This is a genomic window from Parasphingopyxis sp., from assembly GCF_052168295.1.
In the GTDB taxonomy this organism is placed as follows: Bacteria; Pseudomonadota; Alphaproteobacteria; order Sphingomonadales; family Sphingomonadaceae; genus Parasphingopyxis.
Window position 1 is genome coordinate 1 of sequence record NZ_JBQLZN010000003.1, and the last position, 24,230, is coordinate 24,230.

Here is a 24,230-nt window from a genome sequence, read left to right on the forward strand (position 1 = left end):
GGACCGGCTCTGCCGGACGGACACGGGGCTGGGCAGCTTCGACGGCGAAAGCCGGCGCGGCAGCGGCGGCATTCCTTCTGCTCGGCGGGGTCAGCCCGAGCGGTCAGCTTGAAGTCAATGTAGAGGATTTGCGGTCGAACAACGGCCTGCTCCATATCTGCGTAACGCGCGACGCCGAGCATTTTCCCGATTGCGAGAACGATCCGGCGGCGACCCGGGAAAGCTTCCGCGTCGCCGAGACGCGCTCGGTGCGTTTCGCCAACCTGCCATCGGGCGATTACGCGATCGCCATCCTGCACGACGAGAACGGCAATTCGCGGCTCGACCGTTTCGCCGGTATCCCGCGTGAGGGCATCGGCTTTTCGCGCAATCCGCGCTTTTCTTTCGGCCCGCCGCGCTTCTCTTCGGCACGCTTCCGGCTGAGCCCGCATGGCGATGTCCAGAGCATCCGGATGCGCTACTTCCTCTAGCCGCAATATGCGCGCCCGCCTGATCCGTGCCGCCGCCCTGAGCGCGGCGCTTTTTACGTATGCGCCCGCCTGCGCCGACAGCGCCCCGCCCCAGATCGACCGGCTCGCCCTCGATGCCATGGTCGCCGAAATCGAAGATCGGGACTATCGCCGGATCGAGGGGATCATGGTCGAGCGGGGCGGCGAAATCCTGTTCGAGGATTATTACCGGCGCAGCGGACCGGAATCCCCGATCGACGCACGCTCGGCCGGCAAGTCGATCACCGCACTCGCGCTCGGCATGGCAATCGATGACGGCGCGATCGCGAATGTCCAACTGCCGCTGCTCTCCTTCTTCACCGACCACGAACCGATCGCGCATGATGGACCGGAAAAACGCGCGATCACGCTGCATGATGCGCTGACCATGTCGTCCGCGTTCGATTGCAACGACTGGACGATGGCGAGCCCGGGCAATGAGGAACGGATGTACGATACGCGCGACTGGACCCGCTTCGCGCTCGATATCCCGGTCGACCCCGACTATCACCGCCACGAGGAGAGCGGGCAGGGCCGCTTTTCCTATTGCACGGCCGGCGTCTTCCTTCTGGGCGGCGTCGTCGAACGGGCCGTGGGCCAGCCGTTCGAAGACTATGTGCAACGCCGCCTGTTCGATCCGCTGGCCATCGTCGATCCCGAATGGCGACGCGCGCCCGAAGGCGTGGTGCAGACCGGCGGCCAGCTCAGCCTGCGCGTCCGCGATTTCACCGCGCTCGGCCGGCTCGTGCTTAACGGCGGTGCGCGGGGCGACGCGCAGCTCGTCTCGCGGGACTGGGTGCGCGGCCTCTTCCGCCCGCGCGTCGGGGCGACGCCGGGCCAGGCCTATGGCTATCTCTGGTGGTTCGCCAATTTCCGGGCGCCGGACGCCGAGCGCGACTATTCGGCGCTGATGATGTCCGGCAATGGCGGCAACAAGGTCGCGCTGTTCCCCGAACTCGACGCCGTCGTCACGATCCTCGCGACCAACTATAACGACCGCGACATGCACGACCTGACGGCGGACCTGATCAACACGCACATTCTCCCCGCCCTGCTGGCGGATTGCGAGGCCCGCCCGCCCTGCACGGCGAGCCCCGCCATCGCTCCCTGATCTGGACTCCTGCCGCGCCCTGACTAGGAACCGCAGCATGGCCGATCCGCCGCCCGATGAACCCAAGGCCGATACGCCACCGCGCAAGATCATCCATATCGATATGGATGCCTTTTACGCGTCGGTCGAACAGCGGGACAATCCCGAATTGCGGGGAAAGCCGGTGGCGGTCGGCGGGTCGAGCGGGCGCGGCGTCGTCGCGGCGGCTTCCTACGAGGCACGCGAATATGGCGTGCGCTCGGCGATGCCCTCCGTCACGGCGAAGCGCCGCTGTCCGGACCTCATTTTCGTGCGCGCCCGCTTCGATATCTACCGTGCCGTCTCCAACCAGATCCGCGGCATCTTCAGAAGCTATACCGATCTCGTCGAACCGCTGTCGCTAGACGAGGCCTATCTCGACGTCAGCGCCTATCGCAAACTGCCGACCGCTACCGCCATCGCCGAGGAAATCCGCGCGCGGGTAAAGGACGCCACCGGGCTCACCTGTTCGGCCGGCGTCTCGTACAACAAGTTCCTCGCCAAGATCGCCTCCGACCAGAACAAGCCCGACGGCATCTGCGTGGTGACGCCGAAACAGGGGCCGAAATTCGTCGCGCGCCTCCCCGTGCGCCGTTTCCATGGCGTGGGGCCGAAGACGGCGGAGAAGATGCAGCGGCTCGGCATCGAAACGGGCGCGGACCTGCGCGCGCAGAGCCTGGAGTTTCTCCAGGCCCATTTCGGCAAGAGCGCCAGCTATTATTATCGCGCCGCGCGCGGCATCGATGACCGCCAGGTCAAGCCCAACCGCATCCGCAAATCCTTGGGCGCCGAACGCACCTATGGCGAGGATTTGCACGATCGCGACGCGATGATCGCCAAGCTCGAAGAGATCGCCGACACGGTCTGGCAGCGCGCAGAAAAGTCGGAGAGCTTCGGGCGCACGGTCACGCTGAAATTGCGCTATGCCGATTTCGAGACTCCGACCCGCGCCCGCTCTCTGCCCGCACCCGTCGCGAGCCGCGATGCGCTACTCGCCATCGGCGTGGAACTGCTCGACACGCTGGTCCCCGACCCGCGCGGCGTGCGCCTGCTGGGCCTGACCATGTCGGGTTTCGGGGAGAAAGAGGATAGCGCGGAGGATGACGATCAACCGGCGCAGCTCGGGCTCGAGCTGTGAGGTCGCCAGCGTGTTGACTTCCGGCCGGAATTTCGATTCATCCGATAGCAATCACAAAAAAGGGGGAATTGCAGATGCGGATGAAGTCGGGCGCGGCGCTGGCCGGAATAGCGATATTGGCGGCCTGTTCGGGACAGGCGAACGAGGCGGAAGCACAGCCATCCGAAAGTGCCGGCACGGAGACCGCGACATCCGAGGCCGAAGCCGCGGGTCTCGACGCTATCCTGACCACCGACAACGCCGAAAACTGCAATTTCCTGACCGATGCGGGCCGGACGATGCTGCTCGAAGACAGTTTCCGGTTCGAAGACGAGATGGAGTTGGAACCGATCTCGAACCCCCAATTCGAAGTGGAAGGGGTGACCGTCTATCCGAGCGTCATCCTGCCCCAACCCGGCGAAGACCGGTTTACGATTTATGTCGGACTGGCTGGATCCTGGCTCGGGCTGCCCGTCGATGCCGTATCGTACAAATTCCTGCCGCGCACCGATATGCCGACGGCCATGCGCGTGCATTTCGAAGCGCCGGTCGAAGCCGTAACCGCGGCGCTTGCCGAGGCCGGCTATCCGGTCAATGCGGATGGCAGCATGCGGCGCACGACGCTCGGCGAGGACGGCGTCATGTACGACTATTACGGGCTCGCCGCGTTCGTCGACGCCGAGGGCAACGGCGGCAGCGTGTTCGAGTGCAACGAGACCGGCTGGTACGAGGAAGACCTGTAGAGGCGGACGGAGAGGACGCGATGAAACGCAGCGGCACCATCGCTCTTGTCGCAACGGGCAGCCTGATATTGGCGGGCACCGCCGCGTTGCACTACACCGGATTTGCCGAAATCTCGGCCTGGGTCGACGGGCTCGGCGACCGGTCCTTCTTCGCCACGGCCATCCCGACCATCTGGCTTTTCCCATCGATCCACTGGTTCGCCATCGCCATCGGGCTGTTTGCCGCCGCATGGTTCGGGCTCGCCGCGCTCCGCGTGCTGCTGTTCGGCTGCGCCCTGCTCCTCGCGGCCGATGCGGCGCTGATCTACAGCGCTGTCGGGCCCTTTATCGGCAGCGGGACGCTGCTCGCCGCCGCGGCGCTTTATGCGATCGCGGGTTTGCGCGCCAAGCCAAGCTAAACGCGCCGCAGCGCATCGCGCCTTACAATCGGCCATCGCATTTGACTCAAGTCAATGCGGCTCGCCATGCTGCGCAGCAAAAGTGCAGCATTGAGGGAGAGTTGAGATGGATATGCCGAGCCAGAATGCGGACGTTCGGGACGAAGCCACCCATGTCGACGTGCTCGTCGTCGGCGCGGGCATTTCGGGGATCGGCGCGGCCTGGCACCTGAAAAACCAGTGCCCGGGCAAGAGCTTCTTGATCCTCGAAAAGAAAGACACGTTCGGCGGCACCTGGGTGACGCACACCTATCCGGGCATCCGCTCGGACAGCGATCTCTATACGTTCGGCTATCGCTTCAAGCCCTGGACCTCCGCGCCGATCGCGAGCGCCGAGGAGATCCTCAAATATATGGGCGAAGTGATTGAGGAGAACGGGATCGACCCGCATATCCGCTACGGCCACACGATCACGGCCGCGCATTTCTCGCGCGCCGACAATCTCTGGACGATAGAGGCGACCGAAAACGAGACGGGCGAACGCAAGAGCTTCACCGCCAATTTCCTCTGGATGTGCCAGGGCTATTACAATCACGAAAAGCCCTACACGCCCGAATGGGAGGGCATGGACGATTTCGCCGGCGAGATCATTCATCCGCAGCTCTGGCCCGAGGATGCCGACCTCAAGAACAAGCGCGTGCTCGTCATCGGTTCGGGCGCGACGGCGGCGACGCTCGTCCCCGCGATTGCCGAAGAGGTGGCGCATGTCACGCTGCTCCAGCGCTCGCCGACCTATTTCTGGCCCGCGCCCAACGCCAACGAGCTGGCCGACACGCTGCGCGAGATCGAGATCGACGAGGAGATCATCCACCCGATCGTCCGCAAGAAGATCCTGTTCGACCAGCTCCAGACGACAAGCCGCTGCAAGACCGAACCCGAAGTCGTGAAGGAAGAGCTGCTTGCGGGCGTGCGCGAATTTCTGGGCGAGGATTTCGATATCGAAACGCATTTCACGCCCAAATATCGGCCGTGGCAGCAGCGGCTCGCCTTCGTCCCCGATGGCGACCTGTTCCAGGGCATCGCGAGCGGCAAGGCCAGCGTCGTGACCGACACGATCGACCGCTTCACGGAGAAGGGCGTGCTGTTGGACTCGGGCGAGGAAATCGAAGCAGACATCATCGTCACGGCGACCGGCTTCAACCTCTCGGTGCTCGGCGATATCCCGTTCAGCGTCGACGGCGAGCCGGTCAGCTGGCCCGAAACCATCACCTATCGCGGCATGATGTTCACCGGCGTGCCGAACATGGTCTGGATCTTCGGCTATTTCCGCGCGAGCTGGACCTTGCGGGTCGACATCGTGTCCGATTTCGTCTGCGGCCTGCTCAACCATATGGACGCGACCGGTGCCGCCCGCGTCGAGGTCGCGCTGCGCCCCGAAGATGCGGACATGACGATCGGCCCCTGGGTCGACCCCGAGGATTTCAATCCCAATTACCTGATGCGTGACATGCACCTGCTGCCCAAGGCCGGCGACAAGCCCGAATGGCGCCACACGCAGGACTATTGGACCGAGTGCGACATCATCCCCGCGATCGATCTCGAGGGCGCGGAATTCGTTTATACGCCAGCGGATGCTCCCGAGGATGCCAGAACCGAGGCCGCCACCGCCGCCGAATAAGCCGGCTCAGCACCCGTCGCAAACGACGGTCCGTGCCCGTTCGCGCACCATATGTCATTGACAACAGGGCCGAACGATCTATTTCGCCATGAACACGACATATGACGTAATTAAACGTTCGTTTCATGGGAGGTGCCGATGATCAGACCGGAAATATGCCGCACGCTTATAGCCGTCTTGTCCCTCCTCGCCGGTTCGACCGGGGCCGGCGCGACGGCCCAGGACCCGACCAACACGACTTCCGCGCCGCGATCGGCATCCTATGCGGAACTCGAATCGCAGATCGTCGAATGGCTCGAACGGTACGATACGCCGAGCGTCTCCGTGGCATGGATTGAGAACAGGCAGATCGTCTGGTCTGGCACGTTCGGCCAGCAGGGCCCGTCGCAACCCGCCGACGCCGAAACACTCTATGACACGGCTTCGCTGGGCAAGCCCATCACGGCCGAGATCGTGTTGCGCCTGGCCGCAGAGGGCAGCATTTCGCTGGACGAACCTATGGCAAGTCATTGGCTCGATCCGGATATCGCCGACGATCCGAGGGCGCAGTTGCTGACGCCCCGTCATGTCCTGACGCACCAGACCGGTCTTCCCAACTGGCGGTACCTGACCGACGATGTCCTCGTCTTCCAGTCCGATCCGGGTGCGAGCACCCGCTATTCGGGCGAGGGGATGCAGTATCTGGTGCGCTTCGTCGAAGCCAAGCTCGGCCGGCAATTCGAGGATATCGCCGAAGAACTGCTCCTCTCGCCGCTCGGGATGACGGATACGTCGCTCGTCCGCCGGGACTGGTTCGAGGGCCGCATGGCCTGGCGCTATTTCCCGGATGGCGAGTGGCGCGAGCCCACGGCGCGGGACGAACCGCTCGGAGCGGGCGAGGTGCACACCAATGCCCGGGATTATGCCCGCTTCATTGTCGGGGTCATGAACGATCAGGAGGTGTCGGAAGAGCTGGCGGCCGCGCGATATGCCATCTCGCGCGAACAAAGGGACTCCTGCCTCGAACGCGAAGCGGTGCCGGAGGCGTGCCCCGATCATATGGGCTTCGGTCTCGGCTGGTATGTTTACGACTATGGCGACGAGACGCTCGTCGCGCATTCGGGCGCCAATGCGGGCGAGCGGTCGCTGACCGTCTTCTCGCCCGACAGGGGCTATGGGTTCGTCGCTTTCGCCAACGGGGCCAACGGTGACCATGTCTTCTATGAAATCGCTGCCCGCCTCGGCATTCGGCACGAATTCGTTGAGATCGAGCGGCCCGAGCAGCCATTTGGCGCCGCCGAATAGGGCGACGCCAGATAAGGCGGCGCGGCTACGGCCGAAACGCTATTCGCTCGCCGCAGTTCCTACCGTACCTTCCGGCAGCGTGAAGCGCGGCTCGGGCGGCTCGCCGCCGGGGCCGGTCAGATAGTGATCCATCCAGCGCATCAGGCGGATATTATAGTCATACCGCGCCGCGGCCCGCTGGTTGCCATGGCCCTCGCCCGGATAGAGGATGAGACGCGTCGGCGTGTCGGTGCGGATCTTGAGCGCGTTGTAGAGCTCGAAGCTCTGCCCGGCATCGACGCGCGGATCGTCCTGGCCGTGCAGGATCAGCGTTGGCGTCTGCGACTGGCCCGCGTGGAAGATCGGGCTCACTTCCAGCATCGCCTGCCAGTCGTCCCAGGGCCAGGCGCGCGAATGGACGAGATACATCTCCATCGGAATATCGCCCGTGCCGAACTTCGAAATCTGGTTCGAGATGCCGACGAACATCACGGCCGCGGCGAAATGTTCGGTCAGCGCGGTCGCGCCCCAGGCCGTCGCATAGCCGCCATAGGAACCGCCCGTGATCCCGACCCGGTCGAGATCGACGAGCCCTTCCGCGCCCAGCGCCTGGATGCCGTCGACGAGATCGTTGAACTCGCCGCCCGCATAATCGCCCTGGTGGAGCTTGGAAAAGTCCGTGCCATAGGCGGTGCTGCCGCGATAATTGGGGTAGAAGACCGCATAGCCGCGGCCCGCGCCGACCTGCCCGGCCATCGAATAGCGGGTCAGCCAGCCGTTCGAATAATGCGCTTCGGGCCCGCCATGCACGGTGAGGATGGTGGGCGCACCGCCAGCCGGCGCGCCGCCGACCGGCTCGATCACGATGCCTTCGATCGTATGGCCGTCGCGCGACTGGTAGGTCATGGTGCGCTGCGCGCCCATATCGATATCGGCGAGCCAGGGATTGTGGCTCGTCCAGCGCACGAAGCTGCTCCCGTCGAGCAGGAACAGCTCGCTCGGATGCTGCGGCGCATCGGCGACGGCGGCCAGCCGGTTGCCCGCCGCGTCTATCCGCCGCAGGATCAGCGCGCCCGGATCGACGGTCGCCGTCACCGTGCCGCTCGTATCGTAAAAGCGCAGCTCGCTCTGCGCGCCGACATGGACGATCGTCGCGAGCCGGCCATCGGCCAGCCATTCGGTATCGACGACCGCCTCGGCCGCGCCAGCGTTGACGGCGGTGAAGGTGCCGGTCGCCGGGTTCACCATGTGCAGCGTCGTCGGCGCGGGATCGTGCTGGTCGACCGCGGCGATCAGCGACATCACCGACCCGTCGGGCGAGATCTCGAAATCGTCGATCTTGCCCGGCGTTTCGATGGTCGTGCGGACATCGCCATCGTCGCTGTCGACGATCACGACGCGCTGCTGGGTGAAGCTGTCATCGACCAAAGTCGTCGGCGCCCGGCGCAGCGCAAGCCATGTCCCGTCCGGGGCAACCTGCACCTGGGTCACATGCCCGTCGACCGTGATCTCGCGCGGCGTGGCGCCTTCGGGCGCGTTCGGCGTCAGCGCGAAGAGGCGGTTGAAGCGCTGTTCCTCCTGATAGATGATCGCGTTGAAGCCGGCCTCGTTCTCGCGCGTCCTCGCCGCATCCTCTGCGGCGGCGACGATCGCATAGACGGTCCGCCCGTCCGGCGCCCATTCATAGCTGCGGATGTCCGCGCCCTCGACCGCGGCGAGCTCGCGATGGCTGCCGCCCGCAACCGGGATTCCGTACAGCGCGGTGTGCGTATCATCGCCCTCGGGCTTCCACAGGAAGGTCACCATCCGCCCGTCCGGCGAAAAGCGGATGCCGCTCACGTCCATGCCCTCGGGCAGGAATTCCTGCGCGACATTGGCCGCGGTCGCCACATGCAGCGTCGTATCCGTCGTCCCGTTCTCCTCGCCCGAAAGAATGTCCGGCAGCTGGTTCAGGCCGAAGGCGATGCGCGTCCCGTCCGGCGACACGGCGATCCCGCCGACATCGGCGAGCCGCGTTACGTCTTCGGGCGTCATCGGCCGGGCGAGCGCGGGCGCGGTCGCGAGGGCAGTAACACTGGCAAAAAGGGCGATCGATTTCTTCAACGGACATTCTCCTGTCATATTCCCGTCATCGGGCGCTTGTGCCCGGCCTTTTGGCACCGGTCACATCGAAAATCCATGACAGCGGCATTTGTTTCGCCTATCGTCCATCCATCCCCGGGGGACCGCACCCATATGCGGTTGAGAGGCGAGAGTTAGAGGGCTCGCGACCCGCAGAACCTGATCCGGCTGACACCGGCGGAGGGAGGGAGCGGTCTTCACCCGAAATCCGCAGACCCTCTCCGACTAGATGGAGAGACGACCATGGCAGATATCCCCGCCCGCACCGAAATCGGCGTGACCACCGGCCCCATTCGCGGCAGCAAGAAAATCCACGTCGCCTGCCAGTCCGGCAGCGGCGTGCGCGTCGCGATGCGCGAGATTCATCTGGAAGGCGACGAACCGCCGGTCCGCGTCTATGACACGTCCGGCCCCTATACCGATCCCGAAGCGCATATCGATATCATGGCGGGCCTTCCCGCAATGCGGCGCGACTGGATCATGGCGCGCGGCGATGTCGAAAGCTATGACGCACGCGAGACCAAGCCCGAAGATAACGGCCAGCTCGGCCCGGACCGGTCCGGCGGCGTCGACCCCTTCCCGAATGTCGTGAAGCGTCCCTTGCGCGCTAAAGACGGCGCGAACGTCACCCAGATGCACTATGCGCGCAAAGGCATCATCACGCCCGAAATGGAATATGTCGCCGAGCGCGAAAATCTCGGGCGCGCGTTCAATGCCGAACAGGCGCGTACCAAGCTCGCCGAGGGCCAGAGCTTCGGCGCGGCGCTGCCAGACTATGTCACCCCCGAATTCGTCCGCGACGAGGTCGCCCGCGGCCGCGCGATCATCCCCAACAATATCAACCATCCCGAGAGCGAGCCGATGGCGATCGGCCGCAACTTCCTCGTCAAGGTCAACGCGAACATAGGCAACTCGGCCGTCGCGTCCGATGTCGCCAGCGAAGTCGACAAGATGGTCTGGGCGATCCGCTGGGGCGCGGACACGGTCATGGACCTCTCGACCGGCCGCAACATCCACGACACCCGCGAATGGATTTTGCGCAATAGCCCGGTGCCCATTGGCACGGTGCCGATCTACCAGGCGCTCGAAAAGGTCGGCGGCGTCGCCGAAGACCTGACCTGGGAAATCTTCGCCGACACGCTGATCGAACAGGCCGAGCAGGGCGTCGATTATTTCACCATCCATGCCGGCGTGCGCCTCCCCTACGTCCCCATGGCCGCGGACCGGATGACGGGCATCGTTTCGCGCGGCGGATCGATCATGGCGAAATGGTGCCTCGCGCATCACAAGGAGAGCTTCCTCTACGAGCGATTCTCGGACATCTGCGAGATCATGAAGGCGTACGACATCGCCTTCAGCCTCGGCGACGGCCTGCGCCCCGGCTCGATCTACGACGCCAATGACGAAGCCCAGTTCGCCGAGCTCTACACGCTGGGCGAGCTGACCAAGGTCGCCTGGGACCAGGATGTGCAGGTGATGATCGAGGGCCCCGGCCATGTGCCGATGCACAAGATCAAGGAGAATATGGAGAAGCAGCTCGAAGCCTGCGGCGAAGCGCCCTTCTACACGCTCGGGCCGTTAACTACGGACATCGCCCCCGGCTACGACCATATCACGAGCGGCATCGGCGCCGCCCAGATCGGCTGGTACGGCACGGCGATGCTTTGTTACGTGACGCCAAAAGAGCATCTCGGCCTGCCCGACCGGGACGATGTGAAAGTCGGCGTCGTCACCTACAAGCTCGCCGCCCACGCCGCCGACCTCGCCAAAGGCCACCCCGCCGCCCAGGTCCGCGACGATGCGCTATCGAAAGCCCGCTTCGAATTCCGCTGGCGCGACCAGTTCAACCTCTCCCTCGACCCCGACACGGCCGAGGATTTCCACGACCAGACCCTGCCCGCCGAAGGCGCAAAGACCGCGCATTTCTGCTCGATGTGCGGGCCGAAGTTTTGCTCGATGAAGATCAGTCAGGAGGTCAGGGAGTTTGCGGCGAACAACCCGAACGGCGTGCTCGGGAATGCGGATGACGTGAAACCCGATGCGGCCGAGCTTGGCATGGAAGAGATGAGCGAGAAGTTCAAAGAGGAGGGCGGGAAGCTCTATGTTCCAGCCGCGGAATAGCGGAGGCGATCTGTATGTGAAAGCGGAGGATGCACAATGATCTGGAAGACCATAGCCGCCGCCCTTGCCGTGTCGTGTCTGGCGGCACCCATTGCGGCGCAAGAGCCGGTCCGCACGATCATGCCCGAAGACGAGCAGGCGCGCGCCATGCTGGAACGCTTCGGTTTTTCCGAAGCGGTCGTGCATGGTGATACGGTCTATCTCTCGGGCGTGGTCGCGGGCACGCGCGGCGGCACGCTGAGCGAGGAAGAGGCCTACGACAATGCCTGGCGCTATATCGCCTCCATCCTCGAACGCGCAGGATCGAGCCTTGACGATGTTCTGGACATCACCACGTACCACACCGACCTGCCCGCGCAGATTGACCTTTTCGCGGAAGTCAAACACCGCCACATCACCGCCCCCTTCCCGGCCTGGACCGCGATCGACATCGACCGCCTGCTCCCCGATTCCGGGCTGGTGGAAATAAAGATCGTCGCGCGTGTCAGCGATGCCGAACCCGAGGAATAAGCGGGGCCGCAACAGAAGGAGACGAGCATGACGCAGCTACCCTATGAAGAGGCGCTGGAGCGCGCACGCACGGAACTGCAAAGCGCGCTGTCGCTCCTCCTGCAGGAAATCGCCGATTATCCGACGCCGATCTCGGGCTGCGATGCCCAATTTATCCGGCTGATCAGCGACCGCACCCGCATCGCGAGCAGCCTGCGCGATCTCGACGACCGGCCCTTTGTGGCAACGCCCCGCAAATTGGAGCCCGAAGCGGCGTGAGTGCGGGACGGCGACGAGCCGGATAGCGGCGCGGAAGAGTTTATGGCTGTGAGCGGCGAGGCCGAGGATGCCGAAAAGGGTATGGCGGAGATGAGCGAGAAGTTTCGCGAGGAGGGGGGAAATCTCTACCTCGAGGCGGAAAAAAAGGGGGCGCACTAGCGCCCCCTGTTGTGTTATGCCGCCTCGCTTTCCGCACTTTTCATAACCTCGACAATTGTTTCCGGATACGTCAGCAGCGCCTCGTACGCACTCTCGCTGCGACCCATGTCCATCGGGTTGGAATCGTGAGCTCGAAACTGTGCTACCGCACGGCGGATCATATCGTCGGGCTTAAAAAGTGAGGGCTTCTGAAGCCGCCACTTTCCATTGGCATCCTGATCAACAAAGGCGGATAGCGACTTCATAACAGGAAATACGATCCCCGGAGAAACCCAGACAATCTTGCCGTTTTTATCGCGACGCACGACGCGACCGCCCTTTTGTGTCTGCTCCCAGATGTACTTGTTGTTCCAGCCGCTATGGCCTTCCCAATATTTATACTCACGCCACGCGACCGGAGCCAACTGGATGACAAAGTCATATTTGGTTTGGGCCGTGGCACGCTCCTCTGCGGTTGGCGCCTTGTCCTTGGCAAACCACCATTCGGAAAAGTCCTCAAGACACTGCGCGCGGTTTTTGTATGGGCGAAGAAGTTCTGCTGAGTTTTCGTTGCCGGATACCCATGAGGGCATAAGCAGGCGGGCGTACTGCAGCACTTGCATGGTTTCGACGACATCGGTGTCCGTTTCCGACATGCGAATGTTCACGCCCAATTTCGCTTTCATGGCATCCCGAAGGTCGTTCAGGTGACCGCGAGCGCCCGCCTGAGAGATCTCCTGCACACGTGTTGCCGTGTTTCTAGCTATAGCGGTTTCGACAATGGATGAATGTTCAGGATCAATGATTATCTCGGCTCGAACGTTGAAGTTCGGTTCCAGCAAAGACTGATCATCGCTATCGAGCTCAGCGAGATACCTCAATATCTCGCCTTGAGTTTGCGCGCCATTAATAATGCTAGCGCCGACCATCGCTATAGTGCTTGCGCTATCATTAACATTCGCTTTGGAACAAGCAATTGTCACGCCGGAGTTGCGGTTAATAAACCTTGTGGGCTCTTCGACTATCGTACGCTCAATCGCTTTGTGCACCGCATTGCGCCGCTTCGCACTGTGTTCGGGGATATAAGTTCGAAGATTGTCCTCGGTTCCAAGCTTCTTAAGCTCCGTCGCCGGAATATTAGCGACGTAAGTCTGGACCCCGTTATCCTTCTCTTCAGGCGAGGTGACGTTACGGATGAGCTGATAGGAGATGCGCGTTTCACGACCGCGCACGTCGTTTGACGTGTTCGACATAGTTACTTTCCTTTTTCCTGTCGGCCGCCGTAACCCGCGGTGAAACCGTTTCACGCAGAATGCGATCCGACACCATTATTATACCATAAATATTCGCTTTTTGCAAGTAAAATCAGATAACGCCCTGTAATATAGTGCGAAATCTGTTACTGTAGCTCGCTAAACCCGGCGCATTCTATCCGCTTGCAATGTAGGAGCGTCCATGATGCTCTCCGCACATGAAGCGCCCCACCTCAGCCTACGCTAAAGCTCCGGCCGACAAGGCCCGCCGCACCTCCCGAATCCCCTCGTTCACGCCCGTGCCCGTCCGCGCCCGCCGCGACGGGTGGACGCCGGGGCGGCAGGCCGCATTCCTCGGCTATCTGGCCGAGACGCGGTGCGTGAAGCGGGCGGCGCGCAAGGTCGGCATGAGCCGGGAGAGCGCCTATCGATTGCGCCGGAAAGCGGGGGCGGAAGGATTTTGCGCGGCGTGGGATGCGATAATGGGCGATGCGGAAACGGGGCGGGGTACGTCTCGGCGGCCCGCGCGGAAGGTCACACCTGCCATGCGCGCGCATCGTATCGCACATGGCATGCTGCGCCCCGTGCTGCGCGGCGGGCGCTATATCGGTACCGAGCGGAAAGCCCACAATTCAGCGCTTCGCGGCGCCCTCGCCCATGCCGACCGCGTGCTCGACAGCACGCACCGGCGCGCCGCCCGGGCGGAAGGTCACACGCCGCAAAAGGGCGCTTCGGTGTCAACCGATCCGCCATCCGGTCCGCCTGTGCTGCGCAGCACTGCGCTTTCCGACCCGGTCGACCTATAGTCGGCGGCGACAGGAGGCGTGATCATGGGCGAAGACAGGATTTGCGCGGCGCCGGATTGCGCGAACCCATACAGGGGCGCGGCGGAGACCTGCGAGTATTGCGGCGGCGCGACGGTGACGATGCGTTCGGCGCGCATCAATGGCGGGGTGAGCATCGTCATCGGCCTCGGCCTCGCCGTCGGAATGGCGGTGCTCGCGTGGATCCTGACCCCGCTGATGTTCGATCCGACGGGCGAGAGTTTCAACGGCAGCCGGGCGATGGCTTATGCGATCCTCGCCCTGCTCTCGCTGATCGGCATATTCGGCCTAGTCGGCATCATATTCGGCATTCGCCGCTTCCGGACCGGGCGGGTCGATCTGCAGGTCCGCAAGATCATGCTGTGGCTGGTGACGCCGGTCTTCGTGCTGGGCGGGCTGCTCGAGCTGTTCGACGAATTTCTGTAGCGGCAAACCGCCCAGGCTGTGATCCGCGCCACAGATCGCCGGGGCCGAAACCCCCATACCGCTTTCACCAGATCAACGGGGAGACGGAAAATGAAGAAGACGGTTTTGGCGATGGCGGCGATGGCGGCGGCGGCAATGCCCATGGCGGCGCAGGCCGGCGACGATTGGGGCATGCATGACGATCCGATCGGCGTCTACCGGACGGTCATCAGCCCGCAGGACACGGTGAACAGCAGCGGCAATCGCCTCAGCTCGGTCGGCGCGATCCTGCGGCAGGACCGGGCCAATATGCACCGTTTCGGCCGGGCGGATGCGGGAGACCAGTATGAGGACATGTTCCTCTCCTCCGCCTCGCGCGCGCTGATCCCGGGCTGGGTCAGCAACGGCTATGTCGACGGGCAGACGGCCGCGGCGATCCGGGGCGGCCGGGCCTATGTCACCGTCTATGTCTACGAAGGACGCATCGAAGTCGTTTCGTCCTGAAGACCGGTTAGGGGGCGGGGCGCATGGCGCGGCAGCGATGCCCGCCATGCGCTCCTTATCGTTGGGACTGGCCTTGCAATGTAGGCGCGAGGCTGCTGCGATCGCGCGATGCCGACCCCGCTGCCCGACAAAGCCGCCCTGCTCGCCCGCGCGAAACCCTATCGCGACAATTGGGACCGCAGCTTCCGCCCGCCGGGCGTCGAGCCGGTGGGCGAAGGCGAGGAATCGGTGTGGGACTATCCGCGCCCGCCGATCATCGCGCCGGTGCCCGGTCCGGTCCGCGTGATGCTGGGCGATACGGTGATCGCCGAGAGCGATTGCGCGCTGGAGGTGAAGGAAACTGCCGGGGCGCCCGTGCCCTATATCCGGCCCGAAGACGTGCGGACCGAATGGCTCGAGGATACGGGCCGGCTGACCGTGTGCGAATGGAAGGGCGCGACGCTCTATTACGATCTCGCGCTGCCGGGCGGGGAGCGCATCGCGGAGGCCGCGTGGAACTATCCCGATCCGTTCGACGATCTGGAGGAGGGCTACGCGGAAATTGCCGGCTGGTTCGGCTTCTACGCAGGGAAACTCGATTGTTTCATCGGTGAGGAGCGGGCGCGGCCGCAGCCGGGGAATTTCTACGGCGGTTGGGTGACGGACCGGATCAAGGGGCCGATCAAGGGCGGGCCGGGCACGGGCGGCTGGTGACGCGCGCTATTGCGCCGCGATCATCGCCTTCAGCCGCTCCGCCTGCCGCCGCCACGCCGCCTCGCCGGGCGCATCGGAGCCGGCGGCGTCCGCCAGGACATCGACCGTCATATCCACCCAGGCGTCCCATTGCGCGGGCGCTATGTCGCCATAATTGCGGTGGAGATCGACGAAATTGACGATCGTGGTCTCGACCCACCAGGCGTCTTCGGCGAGCCCGAGCAGCGCCTCGAGCGTTTCGTTGACCATCCGCCCGGCCGCCGCCTCGACATGCGGGAAGAGATCGCGCGCCTCGGGAAATTCGGCGAAGAAACGGTCGAAGACGATGGGCACGATATCCACGCCCGCTTCACCCGCCGCATCGAGCAGCGCCGCCATCGCGGCGCTATCGTCAGTCGCTATGGGCTCGCCTGTCATGACGCGCCGGATTCGACATCGGCGCTATAAGAACATATAGTGAACATATGTCTCGGCCTCTCGATTCGATCTCGGTACTGCATCGCTTCCTTTTTGCAATCCTGCCGTCAGCCCAAGCGCGGCAGCAAATCGACACGTACAACCGCGAATTGGGGCTGGGCGGAACGCCCGTCCTCAAAGACCGCCTCCATATGACGGTCGCCATCACGAATGATTTTGTCGCCTTCCCGGAGATGATCGCCGACTCGATGATGGAGATCGGGGCCGCGGTTCGCTCGCCGCCGGTGCGAATTGCGCTCGGCCGGTTGAGCGGATCGGAACGCTCCATCGCGCTGCGGCCGGAGAGAAAGTCGGCCGAATTGCAGATGCTGTACGAAGCTTTGAACGGCCCGATGACACGCCTTGGCATAAGGCGGATTGGCTGGAAATTTAGTCCGCATGTCACCCTGCGATACAGAGTATCGCGACCGGCGACACGGTCGATACGGCCCATCGTCTGGGAAGCGCGGGACTTCGTGTTGATCCATAGCGTGGTCGGCAAAACGCGGCATATCGAGCTCGGCAGATGGCCATTGATCGCGCGGCAAGGCGAGCTGTTCGATTGATATAGCATGCAGGGTCGGAGCGACGGCAAGCGGCTGGCACAACCGTCCCCGCCACGCTCAATCGAAGCTGAACCCGGCTGCCTTCGCTTCGGCGATCACCTCGGCGCCGGTCTTTTTCGGCGTATCCTGCGCGAAGTCGTACCAGCCGGGCTTTTCGTCGATGAAGATCTGTTCGCCGAGCGTCAGATCGTCCGTATCGGCGAACAGCCCGGCGAGCAGCGAATAATTGTCGGCGGGCACGAAGCGGTAGAAGAGGTTGGTGCCGCATTGCTTGCAGAAACCCCGTTCGGCCCAGTCGGACGAAGCGTAGCGCGCGATGTGCTCGTCGCCGGAAAATTCGACATTCTGGCCGCATTGCACGCCGACAAAGGCAATCCCGCCCCAGCGGCGGCACATATCGCAATGGCACGCCTCGATATGCGACCGCGCGGGCGTCGCCTTTACCGTCACCGCGCCGCACAGGCACTGGCCTTGCAATTCGTTCGCTTCGGACTCCGCGTTCATCGCTGTTGTCTCCCGATCCGTGTCACACTCGAAGAGCGATATCAGGCGCAGCGAGGAGGCGCGTCAACTGACAATGTCTTCCGCTGCCGCGAAACGGATATCGGCCGACCGCGCCTCAGGCGATCAGCGGTTCGAGCGCTGTCCATTCGCGCTCGACGGCCGCGCGCCCGGCGGCGATGGCCGCGCGGATCTTGGCCGGATCGAATTCGAGCGTATCGGAAAATTCGCGGTCCGGCTCGATCACGCGGATCGGGGCGAAGCAATAATCGGCAATCTGCATGTCGAGAGGACGGAGGATCGCGGCGGCCTCCTCGCCGCCGATGCCCTGCGCGTCCAGTTCCTTGAACTGCGCCTCGCGCGCGGCGATCAGGTCGTTGATCAGCGTCGCAATCGCCGTGTCGTTGATCGACACCTCGGACTGCAGGATATCGACCGCACGCAAGCCGATACGGATCAGGTCCGGGAAGATACGGGGCTCGCCCACACCGGGTTTGGGCGATGCACGCACGACGATTACGCCGCGCGGCTTCTGCGCGAGCGCGGCCGAAAGCGGTGTCACGTCGCGCACCCCGCCATCGACCCATTGTTCCTTCGTGCCGTCTGCCGCCTGCGTCACCAGCGGCTCGAAAAAGACGGGCATCGCCGAACTCGCATAGACCCAGTTGGCGATGCCCGGCACGGTCTCGTCTATCGTGCGGAACTGGCCGGTGCCGAGATTGACGACGCCGAGCAGCATGTTGATCCCGCTCGCACGCAATTTCTCCTCATCGGCGAAATCTTCGATCAGCCGGCGCAGCGGCTTGGCGTTATAGAGCGAATCCGCGCCGAGAATCCCGCCGACCACGCCGAGGAACTTCTTGCGGTAGATATCGCGATTGCCGCGGATGCCGAGCCACTGCTCGACCATGCCGGGAACATCGTCCTGCGCGGTCCCGAGCGCCTGGATCGCGCCCGTCGACACGCCGACGACGATATCGGGGCGCACGCCGCGATGGACGATCAGCTCCTCGAGCACGCCGACCTGGAACGCGCCCTTCGCGCCGCCGCCCGACAAGACAAGAGCAAGACCGCCGGACATCGGCGGAGACTATCATGGCAGGGCCGAGTCGTCCCAAATCCGTCCGGCGCGTTCCCGCCCCGTTTCGCCCCTTTAGAAGATTCCGGGCGAATTGATCTGTGCCGGATTGGGACGGCTGGGCATCAGCATCGTGCGTTGCCGCAGCTGGAGCGCTTCGGCCTGGCCCGCCTCGGCACCCGGCGCAACGCTCGTCGCGCTGATCGGCTGGCAACTCCGCCCGGCAAGAAAATCGAGCGCGCGGGCTACCGAATTCTCGCGCGGATCGCCGAGCGGGAAAGCGATGTCGTCGCCCGCGGCGCAGGTCGCACCGACCGTGCCGGCGAGACCGTCGAAATAATCGGCATCCCCGGCGGAATTCTCCGACGCGAAAGCGACGATGCGGAGCCGGTCGTCGCATTGCGGCCGATCCTCCGCGATCTGCCCGACGGGTTTGCCGAACGTATCGCTGCCGATCAGCGCGAGGTCCGGCCCCAGAAACGGAATGAAGGCGTTGATCACGAGCTCGCTGGCCGACGCCGTCGCGCCGGTGCTGATAAAGGCGATGCGCGTCGGCGCCACCGATTCCGGCCGCGGGGCGATGCGGTTGACCGAGTTGAATTGCGATTTGCTCGCCCGGTAGACGAGACGCGAGAATATGTCGTTGGCCCGGTTCCCGCCCAGCAGGTCGCCCATCAGTTCGGCCGTGCTCACCAGCCCACCGCCATTGTAGCGGAAATCGACGATGAACTCGGTGATGCCGCGCGCCCTGAAATCGTCGAACGCGGCGGTCAGCGCCGGATCGGCCGTCTCGATGAAGGTGCGCAGGTTTATGTAGCCGACCTCGCGTCCGCCGTCGGCCAGCACTTGCGCGCCATAGCGCGGCGATACGGGATCGAGATCGAAATCGGCCTTGGTGAGCGACAGCGTGCGCGTGCCGTTCGCGCTGTCGGTCACCTCGAGCGTGCGGCTGACCCCCGCCGAGGAGGGGCCGAGCGCCTCGGTCAGTGCGGCCGAACCACCGGATGCGGCGATGTCGCTGACGCTGCGCAGGTCCGCGCTACTCGTGCCGATGGCAAGAATCTCCGTGCCGCGATCGATATTCGCGGCCAGCGCCGGCGCGCCTTCGAACGCCTCCGAGACGAACAGGCGCCGATTGGCGCTGTCATAGGCGAGGCGGATGCCGAAGCCGGCGTTCGCGCCCTGCTGGAAGAAGGCATTTTCCTCGGCGATCGACGTCAGGAAGGTGAAGAAACGGTCGCGGCCCTGGGCGCGCGCCGTCGCGGTCAGGCTGTCGATATAGGCGGTGACGGTCGCGAAGCCCGACGGATCGCGATTCGCGGGCAGCGTTTCGGGAAACAGATACCATTCGTCGATCTGCGCCTCGGCCCAGCGCTGACGCTCCAGCGTGGAGCAGGCGTTGGTCGACGGGGGCGGGGGCGGAGGTGCCGGCCCGGCGATGGGCGGAGACGGCGTCCCGCCGCTGCCCCCGTTTCCGCCGCCACCGCCGCAGGATGCGAGCAGCGCCAGCGCGCTCAGTGCGACGCCGATCTTTCCCGGTTTCCGGATGGCATACCCCCTCTTCGCAATGCGTTAGTGCCGGTCAGCACCTAGCCGGGACAATTTGAACCGCAGATGAGCGGCGCGCAAGACGGTTCGTCAGCCGTTCGCCGCGCGCAGCTCCGAGCCGAGCTTCAGCACCTCGTCGCCATCGTCCTGCTTGATCAGATAGGCCGGATTGTCTTCCGATCCGTCGCGCGTCACCTCGGTGCCGTCGATCGTGCGCGTCACTTCGCGCTCGAAACGCTCGGCGATCTGGCCCTTGGCCGTACCCTGGCCCCAATCCCATTCGACATATTGATCGGTCTGAAAACTGTTCGACATGGCAGATTCTCCTGTATTTGCGTGTGCCGTCAACGTACGGACGGGGCAGTTGGTTGCGCGCCGGCGGATGGACCGTCCGGCTCATGATGGAGGCGCCGATGGCGGAGAAGAGACTGCACCCGGAAACGCTGGCGCTGCACGCCGGATGGCGCGCCGATCCGGGCACCGGTTCGGTCGCCCCGCCGATCTTCCAGACGACGAGTTACCAGTTCGACAGCACCGAACATGCCGCCAACCTCTTCGCGCTCTCCGAACTCGGCAACATCTATACCCGCATCGGCAATCCGACGACGGCGATACTCGAGGAGCGGATGGCCGCGATCGAGGGCGGCGCAGCGGCCCTCGCCGTCGCCTCGGGCCAGGCGGCCTCGGCCTATGCGGTGCAGAATCTGGCGCGGTCGGGCGATAATATCGTCAGCGGCACCGATCTTTACGGCGGCACCTACAACCTGTTCGCCAACACGCTGAAGGATCTGGGCATCGAGACGCGCTTCGTCGATCCAGCCGATCCGCAGGCTTTCGTCGATGCGAGCAACGACAGGACGCGCGCCTGGTATGTCGAGACGCTGCCCAATCCCAAACTCGTCGTATGCCCGATGGCCGATATCGCGGCGGCGGGGCGGCCGATGGGCATCCCGCTCATCGTCGACAATACGGCCGCGCCGCTCATCGCCCGGCCGTTCGACCATGGCGCGGCGATCATCGTCTATTCGACGACCAAATATATCGGCGGGCACGGGACTTCGATCGGCGGACTGATCGTCGATGGCGGCAATTTCGACTGGGCCGCGCATGCCGAGCGCCAGCCGCTGCTCAACACCGCCGACCCAAGCTATCACGGGGCGGTCTGGACCGAGGCTGCGGCCCCGCTCGGCCCGATCGCCTATATCCTGCGCGCGCGCACCGTGCTGCTGCGCGATCTCGGCGCCGCGATGAGCCCGATGAACGCCTTCCAGTTCCTGCAGGGCCTCGAAACGCTGCCGCTGCGCATGCCGAAGCATTGCGAAAACACCCAAGCGGTCGCCGACTGGCTCACGGGCCGCGACGGCGTTACGCGCGTTATCCATCCTTCTCTGCTGGAGGGCGAACAGAAGGCGCGCGCCGAGGCCGTGCTCACCGGCGGACTCGGCGGCCTGCTGGGCTTCGAGCTTGCGGGCGGCGTGGATGCCGGCAAGGCCTTCATCGACGCGCTTGAGCTGCTCTATCATGTCGCCAATATCGGCGATGCGCGCAGCCTCGCCATCCATCCGGCCTCGACCACGCACAGCCAGCTCGCGGCCGAGGAGCAGATGGCGACCGGCGTGTCGCCGGGCTATGTGCGCCTTTCGATCGGGCTCGAACATGTCGACGATATCATCGCCGATATCGACCAGGCGCTGACGGCGGCGGGGGCCTGACGCGATGGGACGCAAAAGCCACCACGCCCATGATTTCGCGCAAAGCGTCGATACGGTCTATGCCGCCTTCACCGATCCGGACTTCGTCCGCGCCAAGCTCGAGGCGCTGGGATCGCGCGATATCGAAATCGATGTCAGCGAGGCGGACGGCGAAACCATCGTCACGATCGAGCGCACAGTGCCGGTCAAGGTGTCGGGGCCGCTTCAGGCCGCGGTCGGCGACAGCCAGCGCGTGCGCCAGACCGAGCGCTGGCGCAGCGAAGCGGGCGGGCGCTACACGGCGGACGTCGCGGTAGAACCGGTCGGCATGCCGGCGTCGATGCAGGGCGAAACGGTGCTCAGCCCCAATGGCTCAGGCTGCCGCTGCGATGCGACGATGGAAGCGCGCTGCGCGATCCCGCTGATGGGCGGCAAGATCGAGAAGCTGATGATCACCGATTCCGACGCGAAGATTGCCGCCGAATTCGCCTATATCGCCGAGCATAGCTGAGGCGCTAGACCGGATCGGTTCCCGGCCCGCGCTTGCCGAGCATGTCGCGATAGAATGCGAAGGCGGGCGCCATGTCCGCCTCGTAATCGCCGGTCGGCACGATCACCGGCCCGACGCCGGCGCGCCTGGTCTTGTAATCCATGAAGCCACAGACGATCGGCACACCCGCGCCATGCGCGATCCGGTAAAAGCCCGTGCGCCAGCCGGCGACTTTCTGACGCGTCCCTTCGGGCGCCACGGTCAGCACGAACTCGTCGCGCCGCGCAAACTCCTCGACCATCTGCTGCACCATGTCGCGATTGGCGCTGCGCTCGACAGGCACGCCGCCGACTTGGCGCATGAACCTGCCGATCGGCCATTTGAACAGCGAGGCTTTCGCCATGAAATGCGTGGTCAGCCCCAGTTCGTGCGTGAGGCCGATATAGTTGGGAAAATCCCAGTTGCTCGTATGCGGTACGGCGATGATGACGAAGCGCTTCTCATCCGGCGGCGTGCCGACGGCTGTGAAATTGTGACGGCGATAGATGAACAGGAGGATCGCGCGCACGAAGCGGGCGAGCAGGCCCATCCGTGGCGGACCATCTGAGCGGCGCGAATCCATCGCCAGCGCTCTGCACGAAACGCACGGTCTTGGCCACGGCCATTCCGCGTTGCGCGCACGCGCGGAACCATTAAGACGAACCCGATGCTGGGCGAAAGAAGGCGATATACGATGAAGATTTATGCTGCGGCTTTTGCTGCAACACTGCTCACCCTCGGGACCGCAGCATGGGCGGACGAACCTGCGGCAGGCGAGGCCGGCGTAGCCGAAGCGTCGCTCGATATCGCGAGCCTGCGCCTCGCGCTCGCCGGTACTTGGGAAGGCGAACTCGCCTATCTCGATTATCAGTCCGGCGAATGGTTCGGCCTGCCGATGGACGTGACGATCGAGGATGCGGGCGACGGCGTGACGATCATCCGCAAGTCCGATTATGACGACGGCCCCGCGGTCGGCAGTGTCCGCATCGTGTCGACCGCGATGTTCGATCCCGAGAATGCCGCCGAATATGTCGGCACCTTCCGTGCGGGCCGCCCGGCCGAACTCGCCACTTATGCACTGACCCTCGAAAGCGCGGACGCGGCCGATAGCTGGACGATGATCGCGACCACCGAGGGCACGGACGGCGGCGAACCGGCGCGGATCCGCGAGACGACCGTGCGCGACGGGGATACGGTCATCACGCTGAAGGAGGTCGATCCGGCGAATGACGGCGCCGACGAATGGATCACCCGCAACCGCACGACCCTGACCCGCGTCGCCGAGTAGCAGAGACTTTTCGCGGCACAACTGCTAGACTCGGACGGTCAGAGGCAAGCCCGGGGGAGATGCCGATGCGCCTGATTCCGATCCTGCTCGCGTTGGCGTGCGCCGCAATCCCGCTCACGGCCGCGGCGGCGCAGGAAGTCACCGATCCGGACATGGAGGTCGATTCCATCGCGCTCGTGCCGGGCGAGGGCGTCGTATTCGGTTTTGCCGAGGGCTTCACCCATCAGCTGCTGCTCGTCCGCCATCGCGGAGAGGAGGCGCTGGCGACGCCGCTCGCGCCCGGCGAAGTGCGCGCGGTGCTCTACACCGATGCTGGCGAAACCTGGCTCGAGATGGAGAATGGCACGGACGAGATCCTCTATTTCGACGCGCTGGCCGACCGCAACGGCAATGGCGGCTATGGCAGCGTGCCTTCAAGCGCGGTGCCGATCGGCGAGCGGATCATTGCAGGCCGCTGGCCGTTCGAAATCGCGAGCATCGTTATCGGCGAATTCTCCTACGGTCCCCATGGCGATCACGATCATTGACCGCTAACATTCGGGCCATGCTGAAACTCACCTACTGCCTGACCCGCCGTTCCGATCTCACGCGCGAGGCTTTTCAAGCCTATTGGCGCGAAACGCACGCGCCGCTCGTCCATGCCGCGGCCGACGCGCTCGGCATCCGCCGCTACGTCCAGTCGCACAGCGTCGATACGCCGCTCGACGCGCTGGTCCGCGAAACGCGCGGGCTAGACCCGGCGGATTATGATGGCGTCGCCGAGCTCTGGTATGACAGTATCGAGGCACTGGTCGCCGCCACGCAGACCGAAGAGGGCGCGCGCCACGGCGCGATCCTTGCCGAGGACGAAGCCAATTTCATCGATTTCTCCCAGTCGCGGCTCTTCTTCGGAGAGGAGAATGTGGTGGTCGGCGCAGCGAGCGCAAAACAGGGCTGAGCGCCGCCGCGACA

31 protein-coding genes and 1 riboswitch are annotated in these 24,230 nt (G+C 64.4%); of the genes, 23 read left to right on the forward strand and 8 right to left on the reverse strand.

What is annotated here, in order from left to right; all coding sequences use genetic code 11:
• From ACTS1Z_RS00275 to ACTS1Z_RS00305, 7 genes are all read left to right on the forward strand, one after another.
• On the forward strand, positions 1-470 hold a 470-nt coding region (locus ACTS1Z_RS00275; RefSeq protein ID WP_442622425.1), incomplete at its 5' end, for a DUF2141 domain-containing protein.
• A 7-nt stretch (positions 471-477) separates the two neighbouring features.
• Positions 478-1,599 (forward strand): serine hydrolase domain-containing protein, encoded by a 1,122-nt coding sequence (locus ACTS1Z_RS00280; protein WP_442622426.1) that lies wholly within the window; start codon positions 478-480, stop codon positions 1,597-1,599.
• 37 nt (positions 1,600-1,636) lie between these two features.
• On the forward strand, positions 1,637-2,755 hold the full coding sequence (dinB, locus tag ACTS1Z_RS00285) for a DNA polymerase IV (RefSeq protein ID WP_442622427.1): 1,119 nt from the start codon (positions 1,637-1,639) through the stop codon (positions 2,753-2,755).
• Positions 2,756-2,829: 74 nt separating this feature from the next.
• Positions 2,830-3,477 (forward strand): hypothetical protein, encoded by a 648-nt coding sequence (locus tag ACTS1Z_RS00290; RefSeq protein ID WP_442622428.1) that lies wholly within the window; start codon positions 2,830-2,832, stop codon positions 3,475-3,477.
• 20 nt (positions 3,478-3,497) lie between these two features.
• Positions 3,498-3,875, forward strand: coding sequence for a hypothetical protein (locus tag ACTS1Z_RS00295; protein ID WP_442622429.1), 378 nt, complete (start codon positions 3,498-3,500; stop codon positions 3,873-3,875).
• Positions 3,876-3,981: 106 nt separating this feature from the next.
• Complete coding sequence (locus ACTS1Z_RS00300; RefSeq protein WP_442622430.1) at positions 3,982-5,532, forward strand: flavin-containing monooxygenase; 1,551 nt, start codon at positions 3,982-3,984, stop codon at positions 5,530-5,532.
• A 138-nt stretch (positions 5,533-5,670) separates the two neighbouring features.
• Complete coding sequence (locus ACTS1Z_RS00305) at positions 5,671-6,816, forward strand: serine hydrolase domain-containing protein (RefSeq protein WP_442622431.1); 1,146 nt, start codon at positions 5,671-5,673, stop codon at positions 6,814-6,816.
• Positions 6,817-6,855: 39 nt separating this feature from the next.
• Here the strand turns inward: ACTS1Z_RS00305 and ACTS1Z_RS00310 are convergent, their stop codons facing one another.
• Positions 6,856-8,898 (reverse strand): S9 family peptidase, encoded by a 2,043-nt coding sequence (locus tag ACTS1Z_RS00310; RefSeq protein WP_442622432.1) that lies wholly within the window; start codon positions 8,896-8,898, stop codon positions 6,856-6,858.
• Between the two features lie 105 nt (positions 8,899-9,003).
• Positions 9,004-9,119, forward strand: a riboswitch (TPP riboswitch).
• A gap of 40 nt (positions 9,120-9,159) precedes the next feature.
• Here ACTS1Z_RS00310 and thiC point away from each other — a divergent pair.
• The 4 genes from thiC to ACTS1Z_RS00330 are packed head-to-tail and all read left to right on the forward strand — an operon-like array spanning position 9,160 to position 11,964.
• Positions 9,160-11,037, forward strand: a complete 1,878-nt coding sequence (thiC, locus tag ACTS1Z_RS00315) for a phosphomethylpyrimidine synthase ThiC (RefSeq protein WP_442622433.1) — start codon at positions 9,160-9,162, stop codon at positions 11,035-11,037.
• Positions 11,038-11,073: 36 nt separating this feature from the next.
• Positions 11,074-11,547 carry a Rid family hydrolase gene (locus tag ACTS1Z_RS00320; RefSeq protein ID WP_442622434.1) on the forward strand — a complete coding sequence of 158 codons (474 nt, stop codon included), beginning with the start codon at positions 11,074-11,076 and terminating at the stop codon, positions 11,545-11,547.
• A 27-nt stretch (positions 11,548-11,574) separates the two neighbouring features.
• Positions 11,575-11,805: a hypothetical protein gene (locus tag ACTS1Z_RS00325; protein WP_442622435.1), complete on the forward strand. Its 231-nt coding sequence runs from the start codon at positions 11,575-11,577 to the stop codon at positions 11,803-11,805.
• Positions 11,806-11,964 (forward strand): hypothetical protein, encoded by a 159-nt coding sequence (locus ACTS1Z_RS00330; protein WP_442622436.1) that lies wholly within the window; start codon positions 11,806-11,808, stop codon positions 11,962-11,964.
• Positions 11,965-11,978: 14 nt separating this feature from the next.
• On the opposite strand, the gene ACTS1Z_RS00335 is transcribed toward ACTS1Z_RS00330, so the two are convergent.
• Positions 11,979-13,196 carry an AIPR family protein gene (locus ACTS1Z_RS00335; protein WP_442622437.1) on the reverse strand — a complete coding sequence of 406 codons (1,218 nt, stop codon included), beginning with the start codon at positions 13,194-13,196 and terminating at the stop codon, positions 11,979-11,981.
• Positions 13,197-13,414: 218 nt separating this feature from the next.
• Here ACTS1Z_RS00335 and ACTS1Z_RS00340 point away from each other — a divergent pair, with 218 nt between their 5' ends.
• From ACTS1Z_RS00340 to ACTS1Z_RS00355, 4 genes are all read left to right on the forward strand, one after another.
• Positions 13,415-14,002 (forward strand): hypothetical protein, encoded by a 588-nt coding sequence (locus ACTS1Z_RS00340; protein ID WP_442622438.1) that lies wholly within the window; start codon positions 13,415-13,417, stop codon positions 14,000-14,002.
• A gap of 24 nt (positions 14,003-14,026) precedes the next feature.
• Positions 14,027-14,446 carry a hypothetical protein gene (locus ACTS1Z_RS00345; RefSeq protein WP_442622439.1) on the forward strand — a complete coding sequence of 140 codons (420 nt, stop codon included), beginning with the start codon at positions 14,027-14,029 and terminating at the stop codon, positions 14,444-14,446.
• A gap of 90 nt (positions 14,447-14,536) precedes the next feature.
• On the forward strand, positions 14,537-14,929 hold the full coding sequence (locus ACTS1Z_RS00350) for a hypothetical protein (RefSeq protein ID WP_442622440.1): 393 nt from the start codon (positions 14,537-14,539) through the stop codon (positions 14,927-14,929).
• A 108-nt stretch (positions 14,930-15,037) separates the two neighbouring features.
• Positions 15,038-15,622 (forward strand): DUF427 domain-containing protein, encoded by a 585-nt coding sequence (locus ACTS1Z_RS00355; protein WP_442622441.1) that lies wholly within the window; start codon positions 15,038-15,040, stop codon positions 15,620-15,622.
• Between the two features lie 6 nt (positions 15,623-15,628).
• Here the strand turns inward: ACTS1Z_RS00355 and ACTS1Z_RS00360 are convergent, their stop codons facing one another.
• Positions 15,629-16,039, reverse strand: coding sequence for a globin (locus ACTS1Z_RS00360; RefSeq protein WP_442622442.1), 411 nt, complete (start codon positions 16,037-16,039; stop codon positions 15,629-15,631).
• Between the two features lie 47 nt (positions 16,040-16,086).
• Here ACTS1Z_RS00360 and ACTS1Z_RS00365 point away from each other — a divergent pair, with 47 nt between their 5' ends.
• On the forward strand, positions 16,087-16,644 hold the full coding sequence (locus tag ACTS1Z_RS00365) for a 2'-5' RNA ligase family protein (RefSeq protein WP_442622443.1): 558 nt from the start codon (positions 16,087-16,089) through the stop codon (positions 16,642-16,644).
• 57 nt (positions 16,645-16,701) lie between these two features.
• Here ACTS1Z_RS00365 and ACTS1Z_RS00370 read toward each other — a convergent pair whose 3' ends face one another.
• The 3 genes from ACTS1Z_RS00370 to ACTS1Z_RS00380 all read right to left on the reverse strand — a co-directional run bounded on the left by ACTS1Z_RS00370 (position 16,702) and on the right by ACTS1Z_RS00380 (position 19,159).
• A complete protein-coding gene (locus ACTS1Z_RS00370) occupies positions 16,702-17,148 on the reverse strand; it encodes a GFA family protein (RefSeq protein ID WP_442622444.1) in 447 nt (148 codons plus the stop codon).
• A gap of 115 nt (positions 17,149-17,263) precedes the next feature.
• Positions 17,264-18,226 carry a patatin-like phospholipase family protein gene (locus ACTS1Z_RS00375; protein WP_442622445.1) on the reverse strand — a complete coding sequence of 321 codons (963 nt, stop codon included), beginning with the start codon at positions 18,224-18,226 and terminating at the stop codon, positions 17,264-17,266.
• A 72-nt stretch (positions 18,227-18,298) separates the two neighbouring features.
• On the reverse strand, positions 18,299-19,159 hold the full coding sequence (locus tag ACTS1Z_RS00380) for a S41 family peptidase (protein ID WP_442622446.1): 861 nt from the start codon (positions 19,157-19,159) through the stop codon (positions 18,299-18,301).
• Here ACTS1Z_RS00380 and ACTS1Z_RS00385 point away from each other — a divergent pair.
• Positions 19,131-19,373: a hypothetical protein gene (locus ACTS1Z_RS00385; protein WP_442622447.1), complete on the forward strand. Its 243-nt coding sequence runs from the start codon at positions 19,131-19,133 to the stop codon at positions 19,371-19,373. The genes ACTS1Z_RS00380 and ACTS1Z_RS00385 overlap by 29 nt on opposite strands.
• A gap of 9 nt (positions 19,374-19,382) precedes the next feature.
• Positions 19,383-19,505, forward strand: coding sequence for a hypothetical protein (locus ACTS1Z_RS00390; RefSeq protein ID WP_442622448.1), 123 nt, complete (start codon positions 19,383-19,385; stop codon positions 19,503-19,505).
• A 356-nt stretch (positions 19,506-19,861) separates the two neighbouring features.
• Here the strand turns inward: ACTS1Z_RS00390 and ACTS1Z_RS00395 are convergent, their stop codons facing one another.
• On the reverse strand, positions 19,862-20,086 hold the full coding sequence (locus tag ACTS1Z_RS00395; RefSeq protein WP_442622449.1) for a DUF2945 domain-containing protein: 225 nt from the start codon (positions 20,084-20,086) through the stop codon (positions 19,862-19,864).
• A gap of 98 nt (positions 20,087-20,184) precedes the next feature.
• Here ACTS1Z_RS00395 and ACTS1Z_RS00400 point away from each other — a divergent pair, with 98 nt between their 5' ends.
• Positions 20,185-21,483 (forward strand): O-acetylhomoserine aminocarboxypropyltransferase/cysteine synthase family protein, encoded by a 1,299-nt coding sequence (locus ACTS1Z_RS00400; RefSeq protein ID WP_442622450.1) that lies wholly within the window; start codon positions 20,185-20,187, stop codon positions 21,481-21,483.
• 4 nt (positions 21,484-21,487) lie between these two features.
• Positions 21,488-21,973, forward strand: a complete 486-nt coding sequence (locus ACTS1Z_RS00405; protein WP_442622451.1) for a DUF2505 domain-containing protein — start codon at positions 21,488-21,490, stop codon at positions 21,971-21,973.
• A 4-nt stretch (positions 21,974-21,977) separates the two neighbouring features.
• On the opposite strand, the gene ACTS1Z_RS00410 is transcribed toward ACTS1Z_RS00405, so the two are convergent.
• A complete protein-coding gene (locus ACTS1Z_RS00410) occupies positions 21,978-22,574 on the reverse strand; it encodes a lysophospholipid acyltransferase family protein (RefSeq protein WP_442622452.1) in 597 nt (198 codons plus the stop codon).
• 111 nt (positions 22,575-22,685) lie between these two features.
• On the opposite strand from ACTS1Z_RS00410, the gene ACTS1Z_RS00415 reads away from it, so the two are divergent.
• The 3 genes from ACTS1Z_RS00415 to ACTS1Z_RS00425 all read left to right on the forward strand — a co-directional run bounded on the left by ACTS1Z_RS00415 (position 22,686) and on the right by ACTS1Z_RS00425 (position 24,216).
• On the forward strand, positions 22,686-23,279 hold the full coding sequence (locus ACTS1Z_RS00415; protein WP_442622453.1) for a hypothetical protein: 594 nt from the start codon (positions 22,686-22,688) through the stop codon (positions 23,277-23,279).
• Between the two features lie 65 nt (positions 23,280-23,344).
• On the forward strand, positions 23,345-23,806 hold the full coding sequence (locus ACTS1Z_RS00420; RefSeq protein WP_442622454.1) for a hypothetical protein: 462 nt from the start codon (positions 23,345-23,347) through the stop codon (positions 23,804-23,806).
• 17 nt (positions 23,807-23,823) lie between these two features.
• Positions 23,824-24,216, forward strand: coding sequence for an EthD domain-containing protein (locus ACTS1Z_RS00425; protein ID WP_442622455.1), 393 nt, complete (start codon positions 23,824-23,826; stop codon positions 24,214-24,216).
• Positions 24,217-24,230 lie beyond the last annotated feature (14 nt).

Coding starts and splice junctions, on each gene's coding strand:
- ACTS1Z_RS00295 (WP_442622429.1), top strand. CDS start 3,498: ATGAAACGCAGCGGCACCATCGCTCTTGTCGCAACGGGCAGCCTGATA.
- ACTS1Z_RS00370 (WP_442622444.1), bottom strand. CDS start 17,148: ATGAACGCGGAGTCCGAAGCGAACGAATTGCAAGGCCAGTGCCTGTGC.
- ACTS1Z_RS00365 (WP_442622443.1), top strand. CDS start 16,087: ATGTCTCGGCCTCTCGATTCGATCTCGGTACTGCATCGCTTCCTTTTT.
- ACTS1Z_RS00350 (WP_442622440.1), top strand. CDS start 14,537: ATGAAGAAGACGGTTTTGGCGATGGCGGCGATGGCGGCGGCGGCAATG.
- thiC (WP_442622433.1), top strand. CDS start 9,160: ATGGCAGATATCCCCGCCCGCACCGAAATCGGCGTGACCACCGGCCCC.
- ACTS1Z_RS00280 (WP_442622426.1), top strand. CDS start 478: ATGCGCGCCCGCCTGATCCGTGCCGCCGCCCTGAGCGCGGCGCTTTTT.
- ACTS1Z_RS00325 (WP_442622435.1), top strand. CDS start 11,575: ATGACGCAGCTACCCTATGAAGAGGCGCTGGAGCGCGCACGCACGGAA.
- ACTS1Z_RS00375 (WP_442622445.1), bottom strand. CDS start 18,226: ATGTCCGGCGGTCTTGCTCTTGTCTTGTCGGGCGGCGGCGCGAAGGGC.
- dinB (WP_442622427.1), top strand. CDS start 1,637: ATGGCCGATCCGCCGCCCGATGAACCCAAGGCCGATACGCCACCGCGC.
- ACTS1Z_RS00290 (WP_442622428.1), top strand. CDS start 2,830: ATGCGGATGAAGTCGGGCGCGGCGCTGGCCGGAATAGCGATATTGGCG.
- ACTS1Z_RS00300 (WP_442622430.1), top strand. CDS start 3,982: ATGGATATGCCGAGCCAGAATGCGGACGTTCGGGACGAAGCCACCCAT.
- ACTS1Z_RS00320 (WP_442622434.1), top strand. CDS start 11,074: ATGATCTGGAAGACCATAGCCGCCGCCCTTGCCGTGTCGTGTCTGGCG.
- ACTS1Z_RS00345 (WP_442622439.1), top strand. CDS start 14,027: ATGGGCGAAGACAGGATTTGCGCGGCGCCGGATTGCGCGAACCCATAC.
- ACTS1Z_RS00355 (WP_442622441.1), top strand. CDS start 15,038: ATGCCGACCCCGCTGCCCGACAAAGCCGCCCTGCTCGCCCGCGCGAAA.
- ACTS1Z_RS00390 (WP_442622448.1), top strand. CDS start 19,383: ATGCCGAAGCCGGCGTTCGCGCCCTGCTGGAAGAAGGCATTTTCCTCG.
- ACTS1Z_RS00415 (WP_442622453.1), top strand. CDS start 22,686: ATGAAGATTTATGCTGCGGCTTTTGCTGCAACACTGCTCACCCTCGGG.
- ACTS1Z_RS00395 (WP_442622449.1), bottom strand. CDS start 20,086: ATGTCGAACAGTTTTCAGACCGATCAATATGTCGAATGGGATTGGGGC.
- ACTS1Z_RS00360 (WP_442622442.1), bottom strand. CDS start 16,039: ATGACAGGCGAGCCCATAGCGACTGACGATAGCGCCGCGATGGCGGCG.
- ACTS1Z_RS00335 (WP_442622437.1), bottom strand. CDS start 13,196: ATGTCGAACACGTCAAACGACGTGCGCGGTCGTGAAACGCGCATCTCC.
- ACTS1Z_RS00410 (WP_442622452.1), bottom strand. CDS start 22,574: ATGGATTCGCGCCGCTCAGATGGTCCGCCACGGATGGGCCTGCTCGCC.
- ACTS1Z_RS00420 (WP_442622454.1), top strand. CDS start 23,345: ATGCGCCTGATTCCGATCCTGCTCGCGTTGGCGTGCGCCGCAATCCCG.
- ACTS1Z_RS00425 (WP_442622455.1), top strand. CDS start 23,824: ATGCTGAAACTCACCTACTGCCTGACCCGCCGTTCCGATCTCACGCGC.
- ACTS1Z_RS00305 (WP_442622431.1), top strand. CDS start 5,671: ATGATCAGACCGGAAATATGCCGCACGCTTATAGCCGTCTTGTCCCTC.
- ACTS1Z_RS00400 (WP_442622450.1), top strand. CDS start 20,185: ATGGCGGAGAAGAGACTGCACCCGGAAACGCTGGCGCTGCACGCCGGA.
- ACTS1Z_RS00405 (WP_442622451.1), top strand. CDS start 21,488: ATGGGACGCAAAAGCCACCACGCCCATGATTTCGCGCAAAGCGTCGAT.
- ACTS1Z_RS00340 (WP_442622438.1), top strand. CDS start 13,415: ATGAAGCGCCCCACCTCAGCCTACGCTAAAGCTCCGGCCGACAAGGCC.